The sequence below is a fragment of the Salmonella sp. SAL-020 genome, assembly GCF_017372215.1.
In the GTDB taxonomy this organism is placed as follows: Bacteria; Pseudomonadota; Gammaproteobacteria; order Enterobacterales; family Enterobacteriaceae; genus Salmonella; species Salmonella enterica.
The window spans coordinates 2,457,476-2,483,534 of record NZ_CP071690.1 but is presented as its reverse complement, the minus strand read 5'-3'; the positions used below and the strand labels follow the sequence as shown (position 1 = coordinate 2,483,534).

At 49.4% G+C, this 26,059-nt stretch carries 26 protein-coding genes; 15 read left to right on the top strand and 11 right to left on the bottom strand.

Annotated elements, in window-relative coordinates:
- The first annotated feature begins 57 nt into the window (after window positions 1–57).
- From J1G48_RS12030 to tyrR, 3 genes are all read left to right on the top strand, one after another.
- Window positions 58–1,455 carry a YcjX family protein gene (locus tag J1G48_RS12030; protein WP_000825860.1) on the top strand — a complete coding sequence of 466 codons (1,398 nt, stop codon included), beginning with the start codon at window positions 58–60 and terminating at the stop codon, window positions 1,453–1,455.
- Window positions 1,452–2,513: a YcjF family protein gene (locus tag J1G48_RS12025; protein ID WP_001294466.1), complete on the top strand. Its 1,062-nt coding sequence runs from the start codon at window positions 1,452–1,454 to the stop codon at window positions 2,511–2,513. Before J1G48_RS12030 ends, J1G48_RS12025 begins: the two co-directional genes overlap by 4 nt.
- A gap of 147 nt (window positions 2,514–2,660) precedes the next feature.
- Window positions 2,661–4,202 carry a transcriptional regulator TyrR gene (gene tyrR, locus J1G48_RS12020; protein WP_001235493.1) on the top strand — a complete coding sequence of 514 codons (1,542 nt, stop codon included), beginning with the start codon at window positions 2,661–2,663 and terminating at the stop codon, window positions 4,200–4,202.
- An 89-nt stretch (window positions 4,203–4,291) separates the two neighbouring features.
- On the opposite strand, the gene tpx is transcribed toward tyrR, so the two are convergent.
- On the bottom strand, window positions 4,292–4,798 hold the full coding sequence (gene tpx, locus J1G48_RS12015; RefSeq protein ID WP_000084401.1) for a thiol peroxidase: 507 nt from the start codon (window positions 4,796–4,798) through the stop codon (window positions 4,292–4,294).
- A 115-nt stretch (window positions 4,799–4,913) separates the two neighbouring features.
- Here tpx and ycjG point away from each other — a divergent pair, with 115 nt between their 5' ends.
- Window positions 4,914–5,879, top strand: a complete 966-nt coding sequence (ycjG, locus tag J1G48_RS12010) for an L-Ala-D/L-Glu epimerase (protein WP_001258064.1) — start codon at window positions 4,914–4,916, stop codon at window positions 5,877–5,879.
- Here the strand turns inward: ycjG and mpaA are convergent.
- Entirely contained in the window at window positions 5,854–6,582 is a 729-nt protein-coding gene (gene mpaA, locus J1G48_RS12005; protein WP_000219111.1) for a murein tripeptide amidase MpaA, read from the bottom strand. The two genes, ycjG and mpaA, sit on opposite strands and share 26 nt — an antisense overlap.
- Window positions 6,583–6,771: 189 nt before the next feature.
- Here mpaA and J1G48_RS12000 point away from each other — a divergent pair, with 189 nt between their 5' ends.
- A complete protein-coding gene (locus J1G48_RS12000) occupies window positions 6,772–8,385 on the top strand; it encodes a peptide ABC transporter substrate-binding protein (protein WP_001216563.1) in 1,614 nt (537 codons plus the stop codon).
- Window positions 8,386–8,481: 96 nt separating this feature from the next.
- On the opposite strand, the gene J1G48_RS11995 is transcribed toward J1G48_RS12000, so the two are convergent.
- On the bottom strand, window positions 8,482–9,411 hold the full coding sequence (locus J1G48_RS11995) for an aromatic alcohol reductase (RefSeq protein ID WP_000814354.1): 930 nt from the start codon (window positions 9,409–9,411) through the stop codon (window positions 8,482–8,484).
- 118 nt (window positions 9,412–9,529) lie between these two features.
- On the opposite strand from J1G48_RS11995, the gene J1G48_RS11990 reads away from it, so the two are divergent.
- Window positions 9,530–10,435 (top strand): LysR family transcriptional regulator, encoded by a 906-nt coding sequence (locus J1G48_RS11990; protein WP_000359195.1) that lies wholly within the window; start codon window positions 9,530–9,532, stop codon window positions 10,433–10,435.
- Window positions 10,436–10,710: 275 nt separating this feature from the next.
- Window positions 10,711–11,580: an aldo/keto reductase gene (locus tag J1G48_RS11985; RefSeq protein WP_000456781.1), complete on the top strand. Its 870-nt coding sequence runs from the start codon at window positions 10,711–10,713 to the stop codon at window positions 11,578–11,580.
- Window positions 11,581–11,670: 90 nt separating this feature from the next.
- Here the strand turns inward: J1G48_RS11985 and bdcA are convergent, their stop codons facing one another.
- The gene (bdcA, locus tag J1G48_RS11980; protein ID WP_000979084.1) at window positions 11,671–12,384 is read right to left on the bottom strand and encodes an SDR family oxidoreductase; all 714 of its coding nucleotides are present in this window, start codon (window positions 12,382–12,384) and stop codon (window positions 11,671–11,673) included.
- A 77-nt stretch (window positions 12,385–12,461) separates the two neighbouring features.
- Here bdcA and J1G48_RS11975 point away from each other — a divergent pair, with 77 nt between their 5' ends.
- Together J1G48_RS11975 and J1G48_RS11970 are read left to right on the top strand one after the other, a co-directional pair.
- Window positions 12,462–13,052 (top strand): TetR/AcrR family transcriptional regulator, encoded by a 591-nt coding sequence (locus tag J1G48_RS11975; RefSeq protein WP_000208474.1) that lies wholly within the window; start codon window positions 12,462–12,464, stop codon window positions 13,050–13,052.
- 128 nt (window positions 13,053–13,180) lie between these two features.
- Window positions 13,181–13,417 (top strand): YgdI/YgdR family lipoprotein, encoded by a 237-nt coding sequence (locus J1G48_RS11970; RefSeq protein ID WP_001168014.1) that lies wholly within the window; start codon window positions 13,181–13,183, stop codon window positions 13,415–13,417.
- Between the two features lie 213 nt (window positions 13,418–13,630).
- Here the strand turns inward: J1G48_RS11970 and J1G48_RS11965 are convergent, their stop codons facing one another.
- Both J1G48_RS11965 and J1G48_RS11960 read right to left on the bottom strand, forming a co-directional pair.
- Window positions 13,631–14,740, bottom strand: a complete 1,110-nt coding sequence (locus tag J1G48_RS11965) for a hypothetical protein (protein ID WP_000275516.1) — start codon at window positions 14,738–14,740, stop codon at window positions 13,631–13,633.
- Between the two features lie 391 nt (window positions 14,741–15,131).
- On the bottom strand, window positions 15,132–15,989 hold the full coding sequence (locus tag J1G48_RS11960) for a GyrI-like domain-containing protein (protein ID WP_012543356.1): 858 nt from the start codon (window positions 15,987–15,989) through the stop codon (window positions 15,132–15,134).
- A 293-nt stretch (window positions 15,990–16,282) separates the two neighbouring features.
- Between J1G48_RS11960 and zirU the strand changes: the two genes are divergently transcribed.
- The 4 genes from zirU (at window position 16,283) to J1G48_RS11940 (ending at window position 20,692) form a co-directional block, all read left to right on the top strand.
- Window positions 16,283–17,128, top strand: coding sequence for a two-partner-like secretion system exoprotein ZirU (gene zirU / locus J1G48_RS11955; protein WP_000273691.1), 846 nt, complete (start codon window positions 16,283–16,285; stop codon window positions 17,126–17,128).
- 74 nt (window positions 17,129–17,202) lie between these two features.
- Window positions 17,203–19,185 carry a two-partner secretion translocator ZirT gene (gene zirT, locus J1G48_RS11950; protein ID WP_000232034.1) on the top strand — a complete coding sequence of 661 codons (1,983 nt, stop codon included), beginning with the start codon at window positions 17,203–17,205 and terminating at the stop codon, window positions 19,183–19,185.
- A gap of 20 nt (window positions 19,186–19,205) precedes the next feature.
- Window positions 19,206–20,036, top strand: coding sequence for a two-partner-like secretion system exoprotein ZirS (gene zirS, locus J1G48_RS11945; RefSeq protein ID WP_072100757.1), 831 nt, complete (start codon window positions 19,206–19,208; stop codon window positions 20,034–20,036).
- 98 nt (window positions 20,037–20,134) lie between these two features.
- The gene (locus J1G48_RS11940) at window positions 20,135–20,692 is read left to right on the top strand and encodes a peroxiredoxin (RefSeq protein ID WP_001119108.1); all 558 of its coding nucleotides are present in this window, start codon (window positions 20,135–20,137) and stop codon (window positions 20,690–20,692) included.
- Window positions 20,693–20,798: 106 nt separating this feature from the next.
- Here the strand turns inward: J1G48_RS11940 and J1G48_RS11935 are convergent, their stop codons facing one another.
- Both J1G48_RS11935 and J1G48_RS11930 read right to left on the bottom strand, forming a co-directional pair.
- Entirely contained in the window at window positions 20,799–21,137 is a 339-nt protein-coding gene (locus J1G48_RS11935) for a hypothetical protein (RefSeq protein WP_000051816.1), read from the bottom strand.
- Window positions 21,138–21,164: 27 nt separating this feature from the next.
- Entirely contained in the window at window positions 21,165–21,851 is a 687-nt protein-coding gene (locus J1G48_RS11930; protein ID WP_000097255.1) for a B3/4 domain-containing protein, read from the bottom strand.
- A gap of 43 nt (window positions 21,852–21,894) precedes the next feature.
- Between J1G48_RS11930 and J1G48_RS11925 the strand changes: the two genes are divergently transcribed.
- Complete coding sequence (locus tag J1G48_RS11925; RefSeq protein WP_000163376.1) at window positions 21,895–22,497, top strand: helix-turn-helix domain-containing protein; 603 nt, start codon at window positions 21,895–21,897, stop codon at window positions 22,495–22,497.
- Between the two features lie 81 nt (window positions 22,498–22,578).
- On the opposite strand, the gene J1G48_RS11920 is transcribed toward J1G48_RS11925, so the two are convergent.
- Entirely contained in the window at window positions 22,579–23,610 is a 1,032-nt protein-coding gene (locus J1G48_RS11920; protein WP_000493665.1) for a mechanosensitive ion channel family protein, read from the bottom strand.
- A 238-nt stretch (window positions 23,611–23,848) separates the two neighbouring features.
- Between J1G48_RS11920 and J1G48_RS11915 the strand changes: the two genes are divergently transcribed.
- On the top strand, window positions 23,849–24,103 hold the full coding sequence (locus J1G48_RS11915) for a DUF2534 family protein (protein WP_000605645.1): 255 nt from the start codon (window positions 23,849–23,851) through the stop codon (window positions 24,101–24,103).
- A 54-nt stretch (window positions 24,104–24,157) separates the two neighbouring features.
- On the opposite strand, the gene uspE is transcribed toward J1G48_RS11915, so the two are convergent.
- Window positions 24,158–25,105 (bottom strand): universal stress protein UspE, encoded by a 948-nt coding sequence (gene uspE, locus J1G48_RS11910; protein WP_001262138.1) that lies wholly within the window; start codon window positions 25,103–25,105, stop codon window positions 24,158–24,160.
- Window positions 25,106–25,255: 150 nt separating this feature from the next.
- Window positions 25,256–26,008 (bottom strand): fumarate/nitrate reduction transcriptional regulator Fnr, encoded by a 753-nt coding sequence (gene fnr, locus J1G48_RS11905; protein WP_000611914.1) that lies wholly within the window; start codon window positions 26,006–26,008, stop codon window positions 25,256–25,258.
- Window positions 26,009–26,059: the final 51 nt, after the last annotated feature.

The following is a 26,059-nucleotide window of genomic DNA, read 5'->3' as shown; positions in this document are numbered from 1 at the left end:
ATCTATAACGCAGGCTCGTTATTATTTTTTCTTCTCTTCAGGCTCAACAGGATGTCAATGAAGCGACTTAAAACTGAACTCAACGCGCTGGTCAATCGTGGGGTAGACAGGCATTTGCGTCTTGCCGTAACCGGGTTGAGCCGCAGCGGTAAAACAGCGTTTATCACGGCGATGGTTAACCAGTTGCTTAATGTCCACGCGGGCGCGCGCTTACCGTTGCTCAGCGCGGTACGCGAAGAACGCCTGCTTGGCGTAAAGCGCGTGCCTCAACGTGATTTTGGTATTCCCCGTTTTACCTACGATGAGGGGATACTTCAGCTTTATGGCAATCCTCCCGCATGGCCCACACCGACGCGCGGCGTCAGTGAGATTCGGCTGGCGTTGCGCTATCGCTCCAACGACTCGCTGCTGCGCCATTTTAAAGATACCTCGACATTGTATCTGGAGATTGTGGACTATCCAGGGGAATGGTTACTCGATCTGCCCATGCTGGCTCAGGATTATTTAAGCTGGTCCCGTCAGATGAACGGCTTGTTACAAGGACAACGCGCTGAGTGGGCCGCAAAATGGCGGCAACTTTGCGACGGGCTCGATCCGCTGGCACCCGCCGATGAAAACCGGCTGGCGGAGATTGCCGCCGCCTGGACGGATTATTTGCATCAGTGTAAATCGCAGGGATTGCATTTTATTCAACCTGGACGGTTTGTTTTGCCGGGCGATATGGCGGGTGCGCCAGCGTTGCAGTTTTTCCCGTGGCCGGATGTGGACGCCTTCGGCGAGTCAAAACTGGCGCAGGCGGATAAACAGACCAACGCTGGAATGCTGCGCGAACGCTTTAACTACTATTGCGAAAAAGTGGTCAAAGGGTTCTATAAAAATCATTTTCTACGCTTTGATCGCCAGATTGTACTGGTCGACTGTCTGCAACCGCTTAATAGCGGGCCGCAGGCGTTTAATGATATGCGTCTCGCCTTAACGCAGTTGATGCAAAGTTTTCACTATGGCCAGCGGACTCTGTTTCGCCGCTTGTTTTCGCCGGTGATTGATAAATTGCTGTTCGCCGCGACGAAAGCCGACCATGTCACCCTCGACCAACATGCCAATATGGTGGCCTTGCTCCAGCAGCTTATTCAGGATGCCTGGCAAAATGCCGCGTTTGAAGGCATTAGTATGGATTGCCTAGGGCTGGCGTCGGTACAGGCGACCACCAGCGGCGTGATTGAGGTCAACGGTGAAAAAATCCCGGCTTTACGTGGAAACCGTTTGAGTGACGGCGCGCCGTTAACCGTGTACCCCGGCGAAGTGCCTTCGCGTTTGCCGGGACAAGCGTTTTGGGATAGTCAGGGTTTTCAGTTCGAAGCCTTTCGTCCGCAGGTGATGGATGTTGATAAACCGTTACCACATATTCGTCTGGACGCTGCGCTGGAGTTTTTAATAGGAGATAAGCTGCGATGAGCGAACCGTTAAAACCGCGTATTGATTTTGCAGAACCGCTAAAGGAGGAACCTACGTCGGCCTTCAAAGCGCAGCAAACTTTTAGCGAAGCGGAGTCGCGTACATTTGCGCCTGCAGCTATCGATGAGCGCCCGGAAGACGAAGGCGTGGCAGAAGCGGCGGTCGATGCCGCGCTGCGCCCCAAACGCAGTCTGTGGCGTAAAATGGTGATGGGAGGGCTGGCGCTGTTTGGCGCGAGCGTGGTCGGGCAAGGCGTACAGTGGACAATGAATGCCTGGCAAACTCAGGACTGGGTCGCTTTAGGCGGCTGTGCCGCAGGCGCGCTGATCATTGGCGCTGGCGTGGGATCGGTGGTCACGGAGTGGCGGCGATTATGGCGCTTGCGCCAGCGGGCGCATGAGCGCGATGAGGCGCGTGAACTGTTACATAGCCATAGCGTCGGGAAAGGTCGCGCATTTTGCGAAAAACTGGCGCAGCAGGCGGGGATTGATCAATCACATCCGGCATTACAACGTTGGTATGCCGCTATTCACGAAACGCAAAACGACAGGGAAATCGTCGGCTTGTATGCGCATCTGGTACAGCCGGTACTTGACGCGCAGGCGCGACGTGAGATTAGCCGTTTCGCCGCGGAATCGACTCTGATGATCGCCGTCAGCTCGTTAGCGTTGGTGGATATGGCGTTTATTGCCTGGCGTAATTTACGCCTGATTAACCGCATCGCAACGCTGTATGGCATTGAACTTGGTTATTACAGCCGCCTTCGTCTGTTCCGTCTGGTGTTGCTGAATATCGCGTTCGCGGGGGCCAGTGAGCTGGTGCGTGAAGTCGGTATGGACTGGATGTCTCAGGATCTGGCCGCACGCCTGTCTACGCGCGCGGCGCAGGGGATTGGCGCAGGTCTCCTTACCGCTCGACTGGGAATAAAAGCGATGGAGCTATGTCGACCATTGCCGTGGATCGATAACGATAAACCACGTCTCGGTGATTTTCGTCGTCAGCTTATCGGTCAGCTAAAAGAGACGCTGCAAAAGAGTAAGTCGTCGCCTGAGAAATGACCTTCCACAGGGCGCTGATTGCCTGGCTTTACGCCGCAGCGCCCGTTTTTCCGTCATGCTGTCAATATTTGTTGACAGAATCCTTCCTGCCAGCCGAATAGTGGCTTATCATCTATTTAATGGTTCATTATTCAGGTGAAGGTTCCCATGCGTCTGGAAGTCTTTTGTGAAGACCGACTTGGTCTGACCCGCGAATTACTTGATTTACTGGTGTTACGTAGCATTGATTTACGCGGAATCGAGATTGATCCCATTGGGCGAATTTATCTTAATTTTGCTGAGCTGGAATTCACCGACTTCAGCAGCCTGATGGCAGAAATCCGCCGTATTTCCGGCGTAACGGATGTCCGTACCGTTCCCTGGATGCCGTCCGAACGTGAACATCTGGCCCTGAGCGCGCTGCTTGAGGCGTTGCCGGAGCCGGTGCTCTCATTGGATATGAAGAGTAAAGTGGAGATGGCGAACCCGGCGAGTTGTCAACTTTTTGCCCAGAGCCAGGAGCGAATGCGGCACCATACCGCCGCACAATTAATCAACGGCTTCAATTTTCAGCGCTGGCTGGACGGTAACCCGCAAAGCTCCCATAACGAACATGTCGTGATCAACGGGCAAAACTTCCTGATGGAGATTACGCCGGTACATTTACAAAACGAAAATGACGAATACGTGTTGACCGGGGCGGTCGTGATGTTGCGTTCCACGATTCGTATGGGACAGCAGCTACAGAATTTGTCCACGCAGGATCTGAGCGCGTTTAGTCAGATTATTGCCGTGAGCGCAAAGATGAAGCACGTCGTTGAGCAGGCGCGCAAACTGGCGATGCTCAGCGCGCCGCTGCTGATTACCGGCGATACGGGAACCGGCAAAGATCTTTTCGCCTATGCCTGTCACCAGGCAAGCCCTCGTTCAGCGAAACCGTATCTGGCGCTCAACTGCGCTTCAATCCCGGAAGATGCGGTAGAAAGCGAACTATTTGGCCATGCGCCGGAAGGTAAAAAAGGTTTCTTTGAACAGGCGAATGGCGGTTCGGTGCTGCTGGATGAAATTGGCGAAATGTCGCCGCGTATGCAGGCGAAGCTGCTGCGTTTTCTCAACGATGGTACGTTCCGTCGCGTCGGCGAAGATCACGAAATTCATGTTGATGTCCGCGTTATCTGCGCCACGCAGAAAAATCTGGTGGAGCTGGTGCAAAAAGGACTGTTCCGCGAAGATCTCTATTATCGACTTAACGTTCTGACGCTTAATTTGCCGCCGTTGCGCGATTGTCCGCAGGATATTATGCCGTTGACCGAACTGTTCGTGGCGCGTTTTGCCGACGAACAGGGCGTTCCGCGACCGAAACTGTCTGCCGATCTGAGTACGGTCCTCACTCGTTACGGCTGGCCGGGTAACGTTCGCCAGCTTAAAAATGCGATTTACCGGGCGCTGACGCAACTGGAAGGGTATGAGCTGCGTCCGCAGGATATCCTGCTGCCTGACTACGATGCCGCGACGGTGGCAGTCGGCGAGGATGCGATGGAAGGCTCGCTGGATGACATTACCAGTCGTTTTGAACGTTCTGTCCTGACCCAGCTTTATCGTAGCTATCCGAGTACGCGTAAACTGGCGAAACGGTTGGGGGTATCGCATACCGCGATTGCCAATAAGCTGCGTGAATATGGTCTGAGCCAGAAGAAGGGTGAAGAGTAGAAAAAAAGAAGGCCTCCGGATAGAGGCCTTCTTGTGACAAAAGAGCACCGCCTGTAGTACTGACAAACGTAGCGCCAGCAGGCGCTGGCTTATGCCTTCAGGACATTAAGCGCGGCGTCGTAATCCGGCTCGTGGGTGATTTCATCCACCAACTGGCTGAAAATAACGTTGTCGTTTTCGTCAAGCACGATGACTGCGCGCGCCGCCAAACCTTTCAGCGGGCCGTCAACGATTTCGACGCCGTAGTTTTTCAGAAACTCGTTATTACGCAGAGTGGAAAGCGTAATAACGTTGCTCAGGCCTTCCGCGCCGCAAAAACGCGACTGTGCAAAAGGCAGGTCAGCAGAAACGCACAATACGACGGTATTCTCCACTTCTGTGGCCAGTTGATTAAACTTACGAACTGATGCGGCGCATACGCCAGTATCAATGCTTGGGAAAATATTCAGCACTTTGCGTTTGCCTGCATATTGGCTGAGGGAAACGTCAGACAAATCTTTTGCGACAAGAGTAAAAGCCTGTGCTTTGCTACCAGCCTGCGGAATAACGTTGGCAACGGTGACCGGGTTACCCTGGAAATGTACAGTCTGTGACATAATTATGTTCCTATTTACTTATAGTTAACGTCGAAATCCAGTTTAAGTCATTATTCATTAACACGGCAAATACTATTTGTAGCAAGCCGCGTCCGGCGCTATCAGAGGGGAAGAGATGAGATCTGTTAAGGTATATGAGGAAACCTGGCCGTTACATACGCCTTTTGTTATTGCGCGTGGTAGCCGAAGCGAAGCGCATGTTGTCGTTGTCGAACTGGAAGAAGAGGACGTAAAAGGCATCGGGGAATGTACGCCATATCCACGTTATGGTGAAAGTGATGCCTCGGTCATGGCGCAAATCATGAGTATTGTGCCTCAGTTGGAAAACGGGCTGACTCGCGAAGCATTGCAGAAACTGTTGCCGGCAGGCGCGGCGCGCAACGCGGTGGATAGCGCCTTATGGGATTTGCAGGCCCGCCAGCGGCAGCAAAGCCTTGCCGGGCTGCTCGGCGTGACGCTGTCCCCGGTTTTTACTACCGCGCAAACGGTAGTGATAGGTACGCCGGAACAGATGGCAGCCAGTGCGGCGGCACTATGGGAAAAAGGGGCGACGTTGCTGAAAATTAAACTCGATGCTCGTCTGATTAGCGAACGTATGGTGGCGATCCGCTCGGCGGTGCCGGAGGCGACGCTCATTGTGGACGCCAATGAATCGTGGCGTCCGGAGGGGCTGGCGGCGCGTTGCCAGTTACTGGCGGATCTGAATGTCGCGATGCTGGAGCAACCGCTGCCCGCGCAGGATGACGCCGCCCTGGAAAATTTTATTCATCCGTTGCCCATCTGTGCAGATGAGAGCTGCCATACTCGCAGTAGTCTGAAAGCCCTGACGGGGCGCTACGATATGATCAACATTAAGCTGGATAAAACCGGCGGTCTGACTGAGGCGCTGGCGCTGGCAACGGAGGCGCGGGAGCAAGGATTCGGCCTGATGCTGGGCTGTATGCTCTGTACATCAAGAGCGATTAGCGCCGCGCTGCCGCTTATGCCGCAGGTGAGCTTCGCCGATCTTGATGGCCCAACATGGCTGGCGGTTGATGTTGAGCCCGCGCTACGCTTTACGACGGGTCAACTCCATCTTTAGGATGCCAGCGGAGCAGATTCGACATAGCCAGCAAGTATTTTTCGCTGGCTTCATCGGCAGAAACAGGGGGAAACTCGGCGGTAATGCAGTGCAGGTTGAGGTCGGCGCACCAGCTGCCAAACGAACCGGGCGTTTCGTAACCTACGCTGGTCACCAGCGGCAACGCAAACGCATCGGCCAGCCACTCGCCTAGCTCGCTGCGACGTGGATCTTCAATGCAGGCTAGCGGATCGTGAAAAGAGACGACCCAGGCGGGTTGGAGTCGATGAATTAACTGGCAAAGCGCCTGGGTTTCCGGTTCTGAGCCGGGATGGTCGCCGGTTAGCAGCACGACATCACGCTCTTGCGCGCGGCTATTCCAGCGATAAACTGTCTCACCCGCTTTCCAGTTGGCGGCGGGAAAGTTACGGTTTAGATCAACGCCATTCGCATTTGCCCTTAACCCCAGTTGACAGCCATCAGGATTAACGGCAAGTACGACATGATGACGGCGAAGGGTTGGATTTAAGGTGCGTAACGCACAGGAGAGCGTCACCACGGATGAGGTTTCATCCCCGTGGGTGCCAGCCAGTATCAGACCGCTTTCGCGATTGGCTGCAGGTGCCGGAAACCAGATTAGCGGCGCGCCTAGTAGCGAACGTCCATAATGTTCAGTGCCTGGCGGAAATGCGCCGCGCTCGGCACGGGGGCGGGTGACAGTCATACGCGTTTCCCGAAGCTGAGACCAGTAGGGTAATCATCGTAGTGTTGTGTAAAACCCGCCGATTATCAAATGGTTTCTATTTACCCTCTTGTATGGCGCGATATCAACTTTCTGGCGGAAGATAATTGCATTTCTTTTTGCTGAAACAAATAATTACGTTGTCATTTAACTCATCTTTGAGGAACTTCTATGAGACATTCTGTTTCAGTAACCTGTTGTGCGCTGTTGGTTAGCAGCTTTTCCCTGGCATATGCTGCGGATGTTCCCGGCGGAACGGTACTGGCAGAAAAACAAGAACTGGTGCGTCATATCAAAGATGAGCCCGCTTCGTTAGATCCAGCGAAAGCCGTTGGGCTGCCTGAAATTCAGGTGATCCGCGATCTGTTTGAAGGGCTGGTTAACCAGAACGAAAAGGGTGAAATTATCCCTGGCGTCGCCAGCCAGTGGAAGAGCAATGATAATCGTATCTGGACGTTTACGTTGCGGGATAATGCGCAATGGGCCGATGGAACGCCGGTGACCGCCCAGGATTTTGTCTATAGCTGGCAACGTCTCGTTGATCCCAAAACGCTTTCCCCCTTCGCCTGGTTTGCCGCGCTGGCTGGCATCACTAATGCGCAAGCCATTATCGACGGTAAAGTCACGCCGGATCAGCTTGGCGTCAGTGCCGTGGACGCGCACACTTTGCGTGTTCAGCTTGACAAGCCGTTGCCCTGGTTTGCCAGTCTGACCGCCAGTTTTGCCTTTTATCCGGTCCAAAAAGCGAATGTCGAAAGCGGCAAAGACTGGATGAAGCCGGGAAAACTGATTGGCAATGGCGCGTATGTGCTTAAAGAGCGCGTGGTAAATGAAAAACTGGTGGTCGTGCCTAATACGCATTACTGGGATAACGCGAAAACGGTACTGCAAAAAGTAACATTTTTACCCATTAACCAAGAATCGGCTGCGACGAAACGTTACCTTGCCGGTGATATTGATATCACCGAATCTTTCCCTAAAAATATGTACCAGAAATTATTGAAGGATATTCCAGGGCAAGTTTATACGCCGCCGCAATTAGGGACTTATTATTATGCGTTTAATACGCAGAAAGGGCCGACGGCGGATTCCCGCGTTCGTCTGGCGCTAAGTATGACCATTGATCGCCGTTTGATGGCGGAAAAAGTCTTAGGTACCGGTGAAAAACCGGCCTGGCATTTTACACCGGATGTCACGGCAGGATTTAAGCCCGATCCTTCACCGTTTGAACAAATGAGCCAGGAAGAACTTAACGCCCAGGCGAAAACATTGCTGCGTGCAGCAGGCTACGGATCGCAGAAGCCGCTTAAATTAACTCTGCTTTACAATACCTCAGAAAACCATCAGAAAATCGCGATTGCGGTGGCGTCAATGTGGAAGAAAAATCTGGGGGTGGATGTGAAATTGCAAAACCAGGAGTGGAAAACGTATATCGACAGCCGGAATACAGGTAATTTTGATGTTATTCGCGCCTCCTGGGTGGGTGATTACAACGAACCGTCGACTTTCTTATCCTTATTAACGTCCACGCATACGGGGAATATTTCACGCTTTACTAATCCGACTTATGACAAAATCCTGACGCAAGCGACGATGGAAAATACCGCCGAAGCGCGTAACGCGGATTACAATGCAGCGGAGAAAATTTTAACGGAACAAGCGCCTATAGCGCCTATTTATCAGTATACCAATGGCCGGTTAATTAAACCGTGGGTAAAGGGATACCCCATTACTAACCCGGAAGATGTGGCCTATAGCCGTACAATGTATATCGTGAAGCACTGATGCGTACTGGTTTCTTGTTAACTCAAGGTAGCCAAGCCCGCCGCCTGATGCTGGCAGAAGGCATGGGGATTAAGCGAGCGCCTGATGCCGCCGTTCTCATTGCTGTGTTTTCAGCCAGGCGGCAATATCCTGTGTCGGCAGATGATGTTGTGCATTCCAGGTGTCACTCATCGGCCACCACATACCGTCACCACGCGCGAAGGCGACGCGATAGCGCAGCATTGGGTCATGCGGATGTAAACGGAGCTGCTCCTGTAAGTCAGGTAGCGTCAATACGCCTCGGGTAAAAGTTTGCTGCGTCACGCGTTCGACCGTTTCCGCCAGTTTTGCATAAGAGGTCGTTTCCCCCGCGACAAAGACGACTTCGTTAGTGATACGCGGCTGATGCAGATAAATTTCAGTGGTCAGGCGACCAATATCCGTAGGCGACGTGACGGTGACCTGCATTTCCCATCCGCCGAGGGCATTGATGGTTTTTTGGGCTAAGTTGACCACACCAAAGGCCGGTTCGAAGAGAAAAGAGGTAAATATACCGGTTGAAACAATCACCCACTCCGTGACGTTTTGCTCGCGCAAAAGCGTCCTGACGTCATACTGTTCGTCCCACACCGGCTGGCCACTACCTTTGCCGACCACATCGTAATTCACGCCAAACTGCCAGGGGAAATAGCGCTTAACGCCCGCCTCCAGTACCGCGCGGGTGATTTTTATCTGGGTACCCGCACCGGCGACAAACCCCATACAATTGATGATCGTATCAAAACCGTGGAATTGATCTTTTAACGCTGCAACCGAACTGCCTGCGATGTCGACCGGGATAAACCGCGCACCGGCATCCGCCAGTTGTTGATGAATGCTGGAACGTCGTTTGCTCTGTTTATCCCTGGATCGCCCTGACACAATAACGCAAACGGAACCATTACGCTGTGTGACCGCCGGAACCAACGACGCCAGCACTGACGCCCCCAGTTGTCCCGCGCCCAGCACCAATACTTTTTCACCCACCTGATTATTGGATTGTTTCATTTGCACCTCTCTGTGTTGATTCACCTGTAGATAGAGATTACGTCAGGGATCTGCGTTCGATAAGACGCCGAAGACGGGTTAGACTGTTCTGATAAATGGGATAATTGGCGGGGGGAAAATGGACAAGCTGGAAGCGATGCAGGTCTATGTTTGCGTAGTGGATACCCATAGTTTTATCAGAGCCGCCGAAGTGCTTGGCGTGCCGCGCTCAACGGTATCGCGAGTGGTTAAAGAACTGGAATCCTGGCTTAAGATTCAACTTTTGCAACGTACAACCCGCAAACTTAGCGTGACCGCAGAGGGGCGGCGTTACTACGAAGAGTGCAAAAGAGTGCTGGCAGATATCGCGGCCATGGAGTCGTCATTTCCCGGCCGGGCGGCACAACCCAAAGGGCGTTTTAAAGTGGGGATGCCGCAATCTCTCGCCCGGCATTGCATTATTCCTACGCTCCCGGCCTTTTTGTGCCAGTATCCGGAGCTGGAGCTGATACTTTGTTCCAGCGATAGCGTGGAGGATATTATCCTTCAAGGGTATGACTGCGTGATTCGGGCCGGCAGAATCGATGATTCCACCACGCTGGTTGCCCGTCCACTTGCCAGCTTTAACTGGGTGATAGCAGCATCGCCCACTTACATTGAGCGTTACGGTAGCCCTGAAAATTTAGATGATCTGCAAAAACACCATGCGGTCGGCTACCTGAACCACCGCACCGGGCGTACCACCGACTGGTTTTTTACGCGTGAGGGGGAGGATTACGCGATGCGGGTGCAGGAGACGCTGGTTGTCGATGATACGGACGCTTATATTCAGGCCGGAATACAGGGGCTGGGGTTAATTCGCGTCGCCAGCTATCTGGTTGCGCCGTATCTGCACAGCGGGGCGCTGGTGACCTGCATGGACAACCATTTTTATGATTTGCCGCTTGCGCTGGTCTATCCGCAAAACAGGTTTCTGCCGCCTGCGGTACGCGCTTTTTATGACTGGTGCAAAACGGCGCTGAACCAGCCGGAGCCTCTTCGCTAAAAATATTATTCCGGATATCGCATTGCCTGTTCAGAAAACTTTTTCACAGACGGTCAAAATGACGGTACTGGTTTTTGACGCATAAGTAAAAGGCATTATCAAACAGGTGCTACACGGCGAGGATATAGCAAGCACGGAACGTTTGGATGCAATAAAAAATCTGTACAACTGTTATTAATGAACTTTTTGTATAAATATAATCGGATTTAACAATACTCATTGTACCTGTATTTTGCTCTTATCATGGCGTCTTTACGACGAAAGGGTGCTTTAGCGTGGAATATTCAATATTAAGTAACAACCTTAAAATGCCTATGGTGGGTTTTGGCGTTTTTAAGGTAACCGACAAAGAAGAATGTCAGCAGTCAGTGTTAAGCGCTATTCGCAGCGGTTATCGTCTTATCGATACCGCTGCGGTATACGGCAATGAAGATGCCGTTGGTGACGCTGTTCGTAAAGCTATCGCGACAGGTCTGTGTACCCGTGAGGAGTTATTTATTACTTCTAAACTGTGGGTGCAAGATATGGCTAACTACGATCTGGCCAAAGCAGGTATTGAAGCGTCGCTGAAAAAATCCGGGTTAGATTATTTTGATCTCTATTTATTGCATCAGGCAATGGGCGATTATTTTAGTGCGTGGCGCGCGCTGGAAGACGCTTATGAAGCCGGTAAACTAAAAGCCATTGGCGTGTCCAACTTCTATGCGCATGTGTTAGCCAACTTCTGTGAAACCGTCAGAATTACGCCAATGGTAAACCAGGTCGAATTGCATCCATACTTTGCACAACCCGCCGCGCTGGAAACCATGAAGCATTATAACGTTCAGCCTGAAGCGTGGGCGCCGTTAGGCGGCGGGAGACATAAACCGTATGAAAATGTCATGCTTCAAAGGATTGCCGATGCCCATCAAAAAACCATCGCGCAGGTTGTCCTGCGTTGGAACGTGCAGCGTGGTGTCACGGTTATTCCTAAATCCACTCGACAGGAACGCATTGAAGAGAACTTTGCCATCTGGGATTTCTCACTAACGGATAATGAAATGGCTCAAATCAACGCCCTTGATTTAGGCTACGTTGGCGAAGCGGTGAAGCATTTTAATCCTGAATTTGTTCGCGGTTGTCTTGGCGTTAAAATCTACGATTGATCCCGGCGCTTGCGGATGTTTTCTCGCATGAACAGCTTCTAACACGGTTGCCGGAGCGTAGACGGCAACCGTGTGATATTCGCCTGGCCGTCAGGCGCCGAAGGCACCATCGATGGTGTGCATCGCGCCGGTGACGAAAGAGGCTTCCGGGCCGGCAAGCCATGCCACCATTCCAGCCACTTCTTCAGGTCTTCCGTGTCGTTTGATTGCCATGAAACTGTGCATCAGCTCTTTCATGGGGCCATCTTCCGGATTGATGTCGGTATCAATGGGGCCTGGCTGCACCACATTTATCGTAATCCCGCGGGGGCCAAAATCACGGGCCAGGCCGCGCGCCAGCCCTTGCAGGGCTGATTTACTGGCGGCGTACGCGGCCATTCCCGGTACGGGCATCCGATCGCCATTCACGGAACCGATAATAATAATGCGTCCACCTTCCGGCATGTTGCGGGCTGCTTCGACTGACGCATGGTAAGGCGCATGGATATTAATACGGAACAAACGATCTATCGCATCGCTATCTTGTTCCAGCGCATCGCCGAAGAGAGCCACGCCCGCATTGACGACCAGAATATCCAGTGGTCCGTACTCACGCACGAGGCTGATGACGGCATCCCGATCGGCGCTATCCGTCTGGATGGCGGTGCTTCCGGTTTCCGCTGCCAGTTTTTCGGCGGCTTCACGCGATCCGGCGTAGCTGAAAACGACCGATGCGCCGTCAGCGCTAAAGCGTCGTACAATAGCCGCGCCGATACCACGACTTCCCCCTAAAACCAGTACAGATTTGTTGCGAAATAGCATCATCAGGATGTCCTTTATGATATTGTAGTAGCCACTACAATATGCGTAATGAAATCATGCCGTCAAGGAGTTATGTAGTAATGACTACAAAACATAGCCGAACGCCGGGTCGCCCTCGCCAGTTCGATCCGGAGCAAGCCATTGAAACCGCTCAACACTTATTTCATTCGCGCGGATACGACGCGGTGAGCGTAGCGGATCTGACAAAAGCGTTCGGGATCAATCCTCCCAGTTTCTATGCGGCGTTTGGCAGCAAGCTGGGGCTGTATACTCGCGTATTAAAGCGTTACAGGATGACCGACGCGATTCCGCTCGGGGCGCTTCTGCGTCACGATCGCCCGACCGCGAAGTGCCTTATCGATGTGCTGATGGAAGCGGCAAGACGTTACGCTGCCGATCCTGATGCCACTGGATGTCTGGTTCTGGAGGGCGCTCATTGTAACGATAAACCGGCACGAGAGGCCGCCTGCGAGTTTTACATCGCTGCTGAAAACCTGATTCGCACTTATGTCGCCATGCGGTATCCGCAAGAGGCTGACCGGACGACGGACTTTATGGGGACGCTAATGGCGGGGCTTTCCGCCAAGGCGCGAGCGGGGTATAGCCTGGAGCGTCTTCAGGAGAGCGTGCTTCTGGCTGGGGATGTGCTGGAGCGATTACTGCCGGATTAACGCAGCGCATCAAAAAACCTGAGCCAGTCAGATACGGACAAACAGGGAGCAATAGCCCTAATCATCCATCTTGCCGTTGCGGTATTCGGTAAAGTACATCAAAAATAGAGGTGTCAGGGAAACAAGAAATGCAAAAGTGTAGTCTTATTACGGTACTTAGCTTATCAGTGTTGATGCTAGCCGGATGTACAACGACCTATACCATGACGACCCGGACGGGAGAGATTATTGAAACGCAGGGTAAGCCGGAGGTTGACTCCGCAACCGGAATGACGAAATACGCTGATGTTTATGGTTATCATCGCGTTATTAAAACCAGTGAAATAGTGCAGACAACAGAAGGCGCATCGAAGCTGGACTGGTAATGCGCTAAAGCAGTTGGGAGGCCGTGTCCAGTATGGGTACCGGACGGTTTCTGGGCCTGAATTGAATAGAGCGCCTGTATAGCCGAATTCCGGGTATCGGCTTGATTTGTGTTGTCAGTTATTTGGTTGTTCCCTGTATAGTGAAGATAAACAGTACTCATGGCTAACGGTCTGTTTTGGATTGCTAACTATCCCGGATTCTGCGCGTTTTATTTAGTCACAACCGTGGTTAAGAATATTTTGGGTCAGACTTACACGCCGGGTATTAAGATAATCCGTCGCATAGAGAGCTTGATCGGCATCATTCGGTTCAAGAAGAAACGGCGTGACTTTAGGTATGAGATCAGCAAAGAGGTTATATTGATCCACAGAGGCAAAATGCTGGGTAGCGCTGGCCCAGGGCATTCGCATCAGCTCTGCGTAAGGAGGGGATAGTTGAACAGGCAAATCAAATTCTTTCAGATTAGCAAGCATCTCCTTACTCATATAAAATGTGACCCTGTTTCGCGAAAAGGTGTTAAGCACTGCCTTCAGTCGTTTAACTTTTGCTTCTTTACTCATGCTATTATCAAAAAAACGTGGTGAAAGCATAATAGCAATCGATGCATTTGATGAAATAACATTATGTAGTGGTTTCAGGGCTACAACAATCTGATCGTTTGTGAAGATACGCTGCGTACCAGAGGAGGTAGTATAGTTTCCACCCAGCCAGATCACATAATCTGTTGTTTTGAGGGGAAGCGTTTTTTCCGGTATATTACCCCTGTCAGGTGCCACTGTTTCAATTGCTAGTGAGTCTTGTCCCCAGACATTATTTACTTTAGAACTCAAAAAATTATATTCTGAAATGTTCCTTAGTTTTAGTAGAGTTATCTGTGAGCGGGTAAAAAAGAGATTGAATCTCACTTTGTTCTGCAATTGCCGAAGTAATCTGAGCGTGTTCTGATCGATCAGATGAGTGTAAAGACCAACAGTTTTTCCGGAAAGTATTGCTGAGGCATTGTTCGCAAGAAGCATCTCTTTTATAGCTCCTTGCCCAATAATCAGTACGCAACGGTATTTTTCTGGTCTGATTTTATCTATGGGGATATCGGTAAGATTGACCAGGTCAGGAGTGCCATGCCGCCAATTATCATGAATGACTGTGGCTCCGGAGGCGTCTCCTCCGGCTCCCCTGGTGATAATAAGAGGAGGGTGGGTACTGGCATGTGCGATATACGAAAAACACGCTACCATTGCTAGCGTTGTGTTTCTGATGGTTGTATACATATCGTCTGCCCTGATTTCGAAAATATGAATAATGTCTCCTCTTATAATGTACATCAAAAAGAGAGCATTTTAATTAAACGTTATCTCAACGAGATAAAAGGTTAGCACAGTAAAGTATAGAGAGAATGTAATCATACCAACATTATAGATGTGGGAGCATGAAGGCCCCGCAAGCCGCCCGGCCAGCATACTCCCATTAATAGTTAAAGTATGGACTTTGCTTTTACCGTAAACTGTAGCCAATATTACCTGATCACTACACCGTACAGTACTGTCAGAAATCTGTCCCCGGTGTCGCGTGCACGCAAGTTATTTTTTTTCAATTCTTTCAAAACGTTAACTATATTAATAGTCACTTATTTTATCAGAATCAATACTGAGGGTTTTATTACCGCTCTGAAAAGAGAAGGCTTTTCAGATGAAATGCGTGGATGGTACGAAGTCATTACAGTACAGGGATGTAATAATAAAGATCGACAATGGATTCATTACTCTGTTGCTTTTGGACGGATGCCAAATGGAAGTATTCAATATCTTCTCCTTCTCTCCTGATAAGATTCAGTTTTGGCAATATACACATATATATTGTATTGGAAAATTGTTGATATTGTTCTTTATGACCAACGAAATGGAATTTTGCATATTTACCACATTTTATTACCCTCGACATGGGTATTTTGCCTCCATCGACGGAATTATGTTCCATACCAAAAAAACTGCTTACGGCGATGACCTGGTCTTTGGTATTATCCGGCTTAAAAGACGAGAGACAATACACATTTTCGCCCCACGTTCTGAGCGTCTCATGAATGATTTTCCATTTTATAGGCGACGCTTTTTTAGGAAGGTCATTTGTTGCGATCTGATGAGACGTTTGAAATCCGAAAATTTCTTTTGACGTAAGCTGACAAATTTCGAACTGATAATGCTCATCACAGTCAAGCCAGTAGGGAGGCCGTAGGTTTCTGAGATCCCAGAAATCAGCCTTGCGATAGTTATTGGGATTGACGCCAAATGTTTTTTTGAACTCTCGACTATAGGACTGCACTGAATCAAACCCCATTCTGAACGCGATATCTGTGACCGACTGAGAGGTCAGCTTTAGCAGAGTGGCGCTTCTGCTCAACTTGCGTTGTCTGATATATTTTCCGATTGAGACGCCACACTTTTCTTTAAAAAAATCCTGCAAACTCCTTCGCGAATAACCTGTTATAACAACCAGCTTTTCAATATCAATCCTCTCTTCAAGATTTTTTTCTATTTGCTCTAATACTGAGATTATTATGGCTTTTTTCATCATCATTCCTCTCTATTGAAGCCGAAAATATAAAAATTTAAGGTGTTTGACATACTGTGTTATTAAACTGGTGGGGGGTTGTTAGCTTTTCTGGCAAAACAAGAAAGATTTAAATTGCTTGACGTTTCTGAATAAACTTTACACTTGGAGATCGGCTTTTGCCAGTAAAGCTAAGTAATTGGCATGGCGAAGGGCATAATTTCACAGGCGGTTAAAATGATTGAATAACCCTGAATTTTTAGCTCGTGAGATTATAAATCTCATAATTATTTCTAATGATTTAATAAAAGGGAATTGTTTTGTACTTCAAAAGATCTTTATTAGCGTTAGCAATTTGTGCATCCGTGGTCTCAGTAGAGACGGTGGCGAATACCAGAGCCAATGATATGGCTTCTTCTGCTACACCTGCTTCTGTTGGTCACCGTCCTGTGGCAACTACTAATGCAAAAAAAATAGAAGTGTCTGGGGAACTGACGACCGGTTCAACCCTCCAGATAGCGGATGTTTTTATTAGGGATGAGGATGGGGATCCCTTATCGCTGGATAAAATGAATAATGCCGACGATATTAAATGGTATCTGGTGGATAATGAGGCCGCCGATCCTTCTGGAACCCCGGCGGCAACCGGGACGGCTTTTACCATTCCTGCTGATGCAGGCGGTAAAAAAATTAAAATCGTTTACCGGATTAAGACGGCAACGGGGACGCCGGATAGTGCATTCTTGCCTGCCACTGTCTTATTAACTTCTGCATCTTCTGGGGTGAGCGGCGACTCCGCCGCAGACGGTACAATTTCTAATAAGCTACGTTCTGTCACTATCAATGTGGTGAATGAAAGTGGTAAACCGACTGATGAACTCAACGGTACCAATGACGCCAACACTCCAGTGGTAGGCGGCACCCTTGAAGCGGTACTGGAATGTGCCGCCACAGCGGCGGCTGAGTGTGAGGTCAGTAATTATAACTTTACCTGGCAGATGGCGGATGCCGGGACACCAGATAAGTTCACCGATCTGAATAATACCAACGCTGAAAAGCATAAATATATTATTAAGGGAACTGAGCAGAATAAACTGTTCCGTGTCCACGTTACGCCTAAAACGACGAAAGCCACGCCGGAGAATAAACGCGCTATCCGTCGCTGATGGTTATCGCCAAATAAACATCTTATTTAAATACTCCCTCTGCCAGGCAGGGGGATATAGCAGGAGACAATAAAGTGGTTTTTTCTAAAAAACCCATTACTAAATATATAACCTGGGCCATTGTTACCAGTCAGATTCCACTGCCGGTCATTGCTGATAGCGATAATGAAATTCAGTCGTGGATTGCGGGGACGGCATCGTCTATTTCTCCGCATCTGCAGGAGGGGACGCTGGAGGATTATGCCAAAGGAAAAATAAAGGCGTTACCAGGGCAGGCCGCTAATCATCTGGTGAACGAGGGGATAAAGAGCGCTTTTCCGGAGATTATTTTCCGTGGTGGCGTCAATCTTGAAGATGGCGCGAAATATCGCTCATCAGAGTTCGATATGTTTATTCCCGTCCAGGAAACAACATCGTCTTTACTCTTTGGTCAGCTTGGCTTTCGCGACCACGACAACAGCAGTTTCGATGGCCGCACCTATGTTAACGTTGGTATGGGTTACCGCCAGGAGGTCAATGGATGGCTGCTCGGCGTCAATACGTTTCTGGATGCCGACATCCGTTATTCCCACTTACGTGGCGGCATTGGCGGGGAAGTTTATAAAGACAGTCTGGCCTTTTCCGGCAACTATTATTTCCCTCTCACCGGCTGGAAAACGTCAGCAGCGCATGAATTACATGATGAGCGTCCGGCATATGGCTTTGATCTGCGAACAAAAGGCACGCTTCCCGATTTTCCCTGGTTCAGTGGCGAGCTCACATATGAACAGTATTACGGGGATAAAGTTGATCTATTGGGTAACGGTACATTAAGCCGGAATCCCCGCGCCGCAGGTGCGGATCTGGTCTGGAATCCTGTCCCCTTGCTTGAGGTCAGAGCAGGATATCGGGACGCCGGTAACGGCGGCTCGCAGGCAGAGGGCGGTCTGAGAGTCAACTATTCCTTCGGTACGCCGTTACATGAACAGCTTGATTACCGCAACGTTGGTGCGCCGTCAAATACGACTAATCGGCGTGCCTTTGTCGATCGTAATTACGATATCGTCATGGCGTATCGGGAGCAGGCCAGTAAAATCCGCATTACGGCAATGCCGGTTTCAGGCCTGTCCGGGACGCTGGTGACATTAATGGCGACGGTAGATAGCCGTTACCCGATTGAGAAGGTTGAGTGGTCGGGTGATGCGGAACTTCTCGCCGGACTCCAGCTTCAGGGGAGTTTGGGCAGCGGCCTTATCCTTCCACAACTTCCGCTGACGGTGACCGACGGTCAGGAGTATAGCCTTTATTTAACGGTGACTGACAGCCGGGGTACTCGCGTGACCTCCGAGCGTATCCCGGTAAGGGTGACACAGGATGAGACCAGTTTCCGTTCATGGATAAATGTTATCAATGACGATGTTCAGGTTGAGGACGGCAACTTTGTTATCAGTACGCCGCTTCCTGCCGGCGAAGAGGGGAAGGTTATTGAGTGGCACTACGTGCGCGAGCGCTCTGAAGAGGAGTGGGCGTCGCTCAAACCACGTCATATTAAGTATCAATCAGATATGCCGGGTCTGGCATTTAAAGCGCTCGGTGGCACAGAGCGTGACGGCCATTGGGTTGAACGGGTTCTGGTGACCCATATCGGCGATGATACCCGCTCGCTCAAATTACATATTGAAGCAAGCGGACCAGACGATAAACATCCGGTGAAGGGGACCGTACTGCTGCAAGCGCAGCCAGACAGCATTGCGCAGAAGGTCACTTCTGTGGAGGTGCTTTTTACGCCGGGTACTGAAGAAGCCAACGGAAGCGTTACTGCGCCAGTCGTCGGAACAGAAATGCGAGCCAGAACGCTTTGTGTAAATAACACGGACTGTACTGATGCGTTTAATTATCAGTGGGAAATCTCGGATGAAATGAAATCCTGGCAATCCGTACCGGGGGCGACAAAGGCCACCTGGCTTATCCCTTATAGCCTTAATGGGGAATCGCTACAGAATAAATATATCCGCGTCAGAATTATTTCTGATAAAGAAAATGCCAAGAGTTCTACCGCAGCATCTGATGCGAATTAATGTTTTAAAAAGGATCAACAGTGTGTATGTCGAAACATAATCTTATTATCTATAGCCTGCTTCTGGCGGCTGCGCCGATAAGCGTCTTGGCGGATTCGTCGACAACTTCCGCGGCAACCGTCGGGATGTTTTCTCCTCCTACGGCGCCGAGCGTTGGGCACAGGCCTGGAACACCTCGCGATGGCTACGAATTGAAGTTTAATGGACTTGACTTTTCTATTGAAAAGTATACACCTTTTCCGGGAATGACTATTGAGAGGTATGCCAGAAATGTAGGCATCAGAGATCCGGATAATAACTATCAGTCTGCGGAAACTTTTACTACAGTATGTACGTATTATCAGATAAATAAAGATAACTCTCAGCATATACTTAAACGTGAAAATCCATGTGAGCATAAATTTAATATCCAAAAGGAACATCGGGGTTCAAAGATTAAACTAGAAATTTATAATGAAACGGATATGGCTTCAGCGTCAGGGTACACGCCTGCGCCATCGGTATCTGAATTTCAGTATATTGAAACAGAAACTATATCTAATACGCCAAGTCGAGATTTAACAGTTATGAGTATAGATAAGTCTGTATTATCGCCGGGTGAAAGTGCCACCATCACAACTATTGTTAAGGATATCGACGGGAATCCTATAAATGAAGTTTACATTAATAAGTCTGTAGCGTGTGAAATTTTAGAGTGCTTATGGGATTATGGTCCTCTTAAGAAAGAAAATGCTCCAGGTAAATATACACAAGTTATAACCTATCGTGGGCATAGTAATGAGCGTATTGACATATCTTTTAAATATTCAGCGGCTTTTACGAAAACAATTTCCATCAGAGGAAGACCATAAAACTATATTAATCATTATGGGTAATGTAATTCTTTTTATCACCATCATCTTATTATGGATGTTTACCTGGTTTTTTAGCGGATTGCTAAATAATTATTATGGCTAAAAGAATACAAACGTTAAAAGGAGAGGTTTTTATGACACCAGCAACAACACAAGATTATATTTCATTGGGTCAGGAACACGCTGTCACCTTTGGCAAAACGCAACTGACCCTCAAACCCGGTATACTGGCTGAAGGCGAACCATTACCCTGCACAAAGGGGCTGGTGAGCCATAATTTATTACCGGGTTACTGTATCCCGGGGATAAAAAAGCGGATTATTGTCGTCCCGTCACTGGATACGCCGGTTTGTGAATGGCAGGTAAAAGACTATAGTAACCGCCTTAAATCAGCGGGTAGCCACTCAAACCGGGCGGTATATGTGCTGAGTATGGATACGCCATTTGCTCAGGCCCGTTTTATTCTGGAACATGATATTCATCCCGGCATAACCTTTGTTTCTGACTACGCTTGCCGCCAGTTTTTGGATAATTCCGGGCTGAAAATTAATGAGCTCAGTATTTTTGCCAGAGCGTTGATAGAGTGCGATGAAAATAATGTGGTTACGCGTGTTATTGTACCACGAGATATCACTCATCTTCCTGTTTACTAATCACTTATATCAGCACCGTCCCTGCACAGAGAACCGAATAATCGGCAATGCAGGGGCGCAGGCATCCTCCTGTAGTGCCCCCACATTTAACACATATACTATTGCATCACGCATAAGGAACTGAAAATGATGCCAGCGGATGGGGCAGGTTAACGTTATGGCACCCCTGAATTTCTGCAATAATCGTCTGGTAACCGGAAAGCCACTTATGACTTTGTGATTTGGCCTGCTGGTGCTGTAAATTATTTATCAATAGCTCCATTGATTCGCGGGTCTGCCAGTAATAATTATTAACCATTCTTCCGCTGGCGGCATCGGTATAGCTTTCCATCCCAATATAGCCATCAATAGTCTGTGTATAGCGCTCAATCCAGCCATCCAGTTGATAAAACTCTTCGTCGTACTCTTTTTTTTCGAAAATAAAACTTGTCAGAAACAGCGACATGGTATTTCTCCTGTTACGCAATATCAATCAAACACCCATCAACGTGGATTCAAAACGTAAACCTGGCATCATTTTTTCAAGGCCGTCAGTCAGCATGTTTCCTGCCGCGTACAATTCATCAACCGGCATTTCCGGCAAGCTTTCAAGGATAAACCACATCGCTTTATCTGAAGCGCTTAGTCGGGTACGTACTCCCTGACGCCAGTTCCAGCGCCGACAGGTGACGCCTCTGTCATCGCGCCAGATAACTTCGCCCGGTTCTGGCGACTCGGTGACGGGTTGTCCTTCTTTCAGGGTATCAAATGTTTCACTTCCGTCTGCGAAAACCAGCCGCGGCGATCCACAATAAGCCGCGCTATTTTCGCCGCCTACCGGTACGGCATAGCGCAGGCTCACGGCGTTATAAAGATCAACGACCGGGTCCAGCGCCGCCATTGTTCCATCCTTCAACACGCGTTTTCGTAGCGCTTCAGCCGAGCAGGGGGTGCGCTTCGGTTTTGCGCCGAATGCTTTAAACACCGCATTCCAGGCGTCTATATGCGCCTGTGCCCACGTCGGTTGGCCGTTAATTACGGCCTGACAGGCCTCTTTTAGCGCGATTTCTCCGACCTGCGCATCGCGAATCGGAGCGGCAATAACATTAATACTTAATGCACGAAAGCCGGGAGCGATACGGGCCAGTTCCGGGCTGATTGACGGTAACATAGAAGACATCGCATAATCCTGTAATGACTATTTTCTTCTATGATATCGACCAATGACCAAAAAAGTCAACTTATCGACCACGACGGGCGCCGACGTCAGCACAATAAATGAAGCTGTTTCCCAACGTATCAAACAATTTCGTAGCCAAAAAAAGATGTCGCTGGATGAGCTTGCGCGGCGTTCCGGCGTCAGTAAAGGAATGCTGGTGGAAATTGAAGGCTGTAAAGCCAATCCAAGCATTGCGCTGTTATGTAAGATCGCGGCGGCAATGGGAGTGTCCGTGGCGGATTTTGTCAACGTCGCCAGCGAGCCGATGGTTCATCTTATCGACCGGGATGCTATTCCGGTGTTGTGGCGCGGCGAGAAAGGCGGCAGTGCAAAACTAATGGCGGGAACCAGCGGGCCGGATATGCTGGAACTCTGGCAATGGATAATGCATCCTGGTGAACAGTTTGAATCGGCAGGGCATCCGGCAGACACCTGTGAATTACTGTTTGTTAATCAGGGAACACTGACATTAACAGTCAATGGTAGACGCTTTATTATTCGGGAGGGCTGCTCCGCTGTAGCCAGAACCGACATGCCTCATGCCTACGTTAACGACACTAATGAGGTGCTTGAATTTACCATGACGGTGAATGAAAAGAGCCGTTGATCACCGTAAGGTGCTAACAACCCGTCATCCGGACAGGGAAGCCTCGGTGCCCGATAAGCGTTATCGGGCACCGGCTATCTTTTATTTTGTCGCAGGCGCGGCCTCCGGGTCATCGATATAGAGCGTCTGGCTTGGGAAGGCGAAGTCAGCGCCGTTTTCCTGGACAATCGCAATAATTTTCAGGTAAACATCCTGCTGTACGGCAAGCCATTCCTGCCATACTGTTGTTTTGGTAAAGCAATACACCATAATATTCAGCGAAGAGTCGGCGAATTCATTAAAATAGACCAACAGCGTCTGTTTCTGATCGATATCTCTGTGCGCCTGCAGCATGTTTCTGATAGCGTCAACAATGAGGCCAATTTTGTCGGCATCTTCGTAACGTAATCCAATAACCGTTTTTATTCGACGGTTGGTCATCCGTCCCGGATTCTCAACGCTAATGGATGAAAAGACGGAATTAGGCACGTACAACGGGCGGTGGTCGAATGTGTTAATTCGCGTAATTCGCCAGCCGATTTCGGCGACCGTACCTTCGATATTTCTGTCAGGAGAACGAATCCAGTCTCCGATACTGAAGGGGCGATCGAAATAGAGCATAATACCGGAGAAAAAATTGCTCAGGACATCTTTGCCCGCCATACCAACAGCGATACCGCCGATACCGCCAAAGGTCAGCAGACCGGACAGACTCATGCCAAAATGTTCGCCATACAGTAAGACAATCGCGACAATAATGGTTATTTTTATGACCCGTGCCAGAATACGGGTACTGGTGACATCTCTACCTTTATTGACCTGTGCTTTTTCAAATTGGTTAATAATCAGGAAAAGTTTTATCGTCAGAATAAGCGCAATGAGCGAGGTGCAGATAAAATCAATGACCCCGGAAGAGATAAAACGCAAATTATAATCTTCAATAGCATTATTCAGGATGCTCCCGATGGTTCCAATAATAATCGCGTAAATAAAAAACTGTGCCGCATGGAACGTGAATCCTTTCTTCCACTGTACGTTACGGCTGAGCCAAAATCTCACGACCAGCAACGCCATACCGCAACTGAAAAGTATCGCCAGATTAAATGCGTTTTTGAGAAAAAATTCAGTGAACATTATTGTTTTCCGCTCCTTCCTACGATAACAGCTCAGAATGACCTGATTAACAGGTATTTTACCCAGGATAAACGCGTAGATCATCGATAAGTAAAAAGAAGAAATAGTGCTATCAGCTTTAATCTCAGCGGTTTACTTTTTATGTAAATACAATGTCACGTTTTATGGAGCAGACATCGCGTGATTGTCATGGTATTGTTGCTATCAGGTAACAAAGTCATCTGTAAAGGACAATACTATGATCATGATGAAGCTGAAATCGGCGAAGGGGAAAAAATTTCTGTTATGCCTGCTGGCAGTGTTTATCGTTGCGGCATCGGTGGTAACGCGCGCGACTATCGGCGGTGTGATTGAGCAGTATCATATTCCACTGTCCGAGTGGACAAGCTCTATGTATGCCATTCAGTCGGCAATGATTTTCGTTTACAGTCTGGTGTTCACTATTCTGCTGGCGATTCCTTTGGGGATCTATTTCCTCGGCGGAGATGAGTAACAGGGATGAGGTGTTGGCCGGATGGCAGCGCCATCCGGCAGGACGCAAGAGGGATTAATCGTCCTCGTCGTCCAGTTCAACCGGTGTCTGATACTCATCAGGCTTAATGACTAACAGGTCGCAGCGCAGATGGTCAATGACCTGTTCGGCCGTGTTCCCCAAAAACGCGGCCGAGAGTCCGGTACGTCCAACAGTGCCAAGCACAACGATCCCCGCCTGGAGATGTTCAGCAAGATCCGGGATAACTTCTTCCGGCAAGCCTTTTTCTACATGCGTAACTTTTTCATCGATGCTGAATTTCTGGCGCAGCGCTTTCATCGCCAGTAAATGCTGGCCTCTGATGGCGTCGTTATACACGCTGGGATCAAATTCCGGCAGCTCAATGGCGATATTGATTGGCGTAACGGGGTAGGCGCCGACCAGGTGCACTTCGGTATGATTAACCTGCTCCGCCAATTGTAAGGTCTCTTTTACCAGCTTTTCGTTGAGAGCATTGTGATAAGGCTCTTCGCTTGCCAGGTTCACGGCGACCAGGGCTTTGCCGCCCTCTGGCCACGGCTGATCCTTGACCATCCACACGGGGCTTGGGCATTTACGCAGCAAATGCCAGTCGGTAGGGGTAAAAATGACCGCTTCCAGTCGATCGTGCTGATGCGCCATTTTCAACACCAGATCGTGACTGCCGGCGATAACCTCCTGGATGATGGCCTCAAAGGGACGATTGTGCCAGACCACTTTAATTTCAATGGGGACACCGGCTTCAAGATAATATTTCGCCTGCTCACGTATCCAGGCTGTGCGTTGGCTTATTACGCCCTGACGCATTGCGGTGCGTTCGTCAGGAGAAAGCAGGGTGGTCATCTCATACGAGAAATCGTAAATAGGCAGGAAAGCTTTAATTTTGCCGCCAATCCGTTGATGCAAATAAACTGCTCGCCGTAATGCGGGTTGGTCGTCCTGATTGGGATCGATGACCACCAGCATATTTTGATACATAGCCATACAGGGTCTCCTTACAACTGTCATCGCAGTTTGTAACTAAAGAGTAACTCAAATATGGTGAATGAAACAGAGGAAGCGCTTCTGCCAGATCAATAAATGAGAAAAATTTAACGATATGGCAGAAGATAACATCAATGGTTTAGCTGACGTTTAAGCGACGTTGCGGGTATGACCGGCGAGGGCCGCCAGCGCATCGCTGTTTTCAATAGTAATATACTTACCTTTCACCGCCAGCATGCCGCTTTTCTGGAAACGCCCCAGCAGACGGCTAATGGTTTCGACCGTTAAGCCCAGATAGTTGCCGATATCGCCACGGGTCATCGTCAGGCGGAATTCACGCGGTGAAAAACCACGCTGCGCAAAGCGGCGGGACAGGTTGTAAATAAACGCAGCCAGACGTTCTTCGGCGTTTTTCTTCGACAATAACAGAATCATATCCTGATCGCCTTTAATTTCACCGCTCATCAGACGCATCATTTGCTGACGCAGGTTAGGCATTTTGCCGGACAGGTCATCCAGTGTCTCAAAGGGTATTTCACATACCATTGAGGTTTCCAGCGCCTGTGCAAAGCTCGGATGATGACCGCTGCCAATGGCGTCAAAACCCACCAGGTCGCCTGCTAAATGGAATCCAGTAATCTGCTCATCGCCTTGCTCGGTAATGGTGTAGCTCTTAATCGTTCCGGAGCGGATAGCATAGAGCGATTTCAATTCATCACCTGCTTTAAACAGAGTTTGCCCTTTCTGAATGGGCTTTTTGCGCTCGATGATATTATCAAGCTGATCAAGCTCATGCTCGTTAAGTGTGAACGGGATGCAAAGCTGGCTGATACTGCAATCCTGGCAATGGATAGCACAACCGCCAGACTGAATGCGCCGTATAATTCGCTTTTCCGGGATCATAGGTCTGCTCAAGCCGTAATTGATATTTGTCAATTTTAACATCTTTTTGGT

What these genes read in the sequence shown, in the direction of transcription:
- J1G48_RS12030 (WP_000825860.1), top strand. Translation starts at nt 58, where the DNA reads ATGAAGCGACTTAAAACTGAACTCAACGCGCTGGTCAATCGTGGGGTA.
- J1G48_RS12025 (WP_001294466.1), top strand. Translation starts at nt 1,452, where the DNA reads ATGAGCGAACCGTTAAAACCGCGTATTGATTTTGCAGAACCGCTAAAG.
- tyrR (WP_001235493.1), top strand. Translation starts at nt 2,661, where the DNA reads ATGCGTCTGGAAGTCTTTTGTGAAGACCGACTTGGTCTGACCCGCGAA.
- tpx (WP_000084401.1), bottom strand. Translation starts at nt 4,798, where the DNA reads ATGTCACAGACTGTACATTTCCAGGGTAACCCGGTCACCGTTGCCAAC.
- ycjG (WP_001258064.1), top strand. Translation starts at nt 4,914, where the DNA reads ATGAGATCTGTTAAGGTATATGAGGAAACCTGGCCGTTACATACGCCT.
- mpaA (WP_000219111.1), bottom strand. Translation starts at nt 6,582, where the DNA reads ATGACTGTCACCCGCCCCCGTGCCGAGCGCGGCGCATTTCCGCCAGGC.
- J1G48_RS12000 (WP_001216563.1), top strand. Translation starts at nt 6,772, where the DNA reads ATGAGACATTCTGTTTCAGTAACCTGTTGTGCGCTGTTGGTTAGCAGC.
- J1G48_RS11995 (WP_000814354.1), bottom strand. Translation starts at nt 9,411, where the DNA reads ATGAAACAATCCAATAATCAGGTGGGTGAAAAAGTATTGGTGCTGGGC.
- J1G48_RS11990 (WP_000359195.1), top strand. Translation starts at nt 9,530, where the DNA reads ATGGACAAGCTGGAAGCGATGCAGGTCTATGTTTGCGTAGTGGATACC.
- bdcA (WP_000979084.1), bottom strand. Translation starts at nt 12,384, where the DNA reads ATGATGCTATTTCGCAACAAATCTGTACTGGTTTTAGGGGGAAGTCGT.
- J1G48_RS11975 (WP_000208474.1), top strand. Translation starts at nt 12,462, where the DNA reads ATGACTACAAAACATAGCCGAACGCCGGGTCGCCCTCGCCAGTTCGAT.
- J1G48_RS11970 (WP_001168014.1), top strand. Translation starts at nt 13,181, where the DNA reads ATGCAAAAGTGTAGTCTTATTACGGTACTTAGCTTATCAGTGTTGATG.
- J1G48_RS11965 (WP_000275516.1), bottom strand. Translation starts at nt 14,740, where the DNA reads ATGTACATTATAAGAGGAGACATTATTCATATTTTCGAAATCAGGGCA.
- J1G48_RS11960 (WP_012543356.1), bottom strand. Translation starts at nt 15,989, where the DNA reads ATGATGATGAAAAAAGCCATAATAATCTCAGTATTAGAGCAAATAGAA.
- J1G48_RS11940 (WP_001119108.1), top strand. Translation starts at nt 20,135, where the DNA reads ATGGCTAAAAGAATACAAACGTTAAAAGGAGAGGTTTTTATGACACCA.
- J1G48_RS11935 (WP_000051816.1), bottom strand. Translation starts at nt 21,137, where the DNA reads ATGTCGCTGTTTCTGACAAGTTTTATTTTCGAAAAAAAAGAGTACGAC.
- J1G48_RS11930 (WP_000097255.1), bottom strand. Translation starts at nt 21,851, where the DNA reads ATGTCTTCTATGTTACCGTCAATCAGCCCGGAACTGGCCCGTATCGCT.
- J1G48_RS11925 (WP_000163376.1), top strand. Translation starts at nt 21,895, where the DNA reads ATGACCAAAAAAGTCAACTTATCGACCACGACGGGCGCCGACGTCAGC.
- J1G48_RS11920 (WP_000493665.1), bottom strand. Translation starts at nt 23,610, where the DNA reads ATGTTCACTGAATTTTTTCTCAAAAACGCATTTAATCTGGCGATACTT.
- J1G48_RS11915 (WP_000605645.1), top strand. Translation starts at nt 23,849, where the DNA reads ATGATCATGATGAAGCTGAAATCGGCGAAGGGGAAAAAATTTCTGTTA.
- uspE (WP_001262138.1), bottom strand. Translation starts at nt 25,105, where the DNA reads ATGGCTATGTATCAAAATATGCTGGTGGTCATCGATCCCAATCAGGAC.
- fnr (WP_000611914.1), bottom strand. Translation starts at nt 26,008, where the DNA reads ATGATCCCGGAAAAGCGAATTATACGGCGCATTCAGTCTGGCGGTTGT.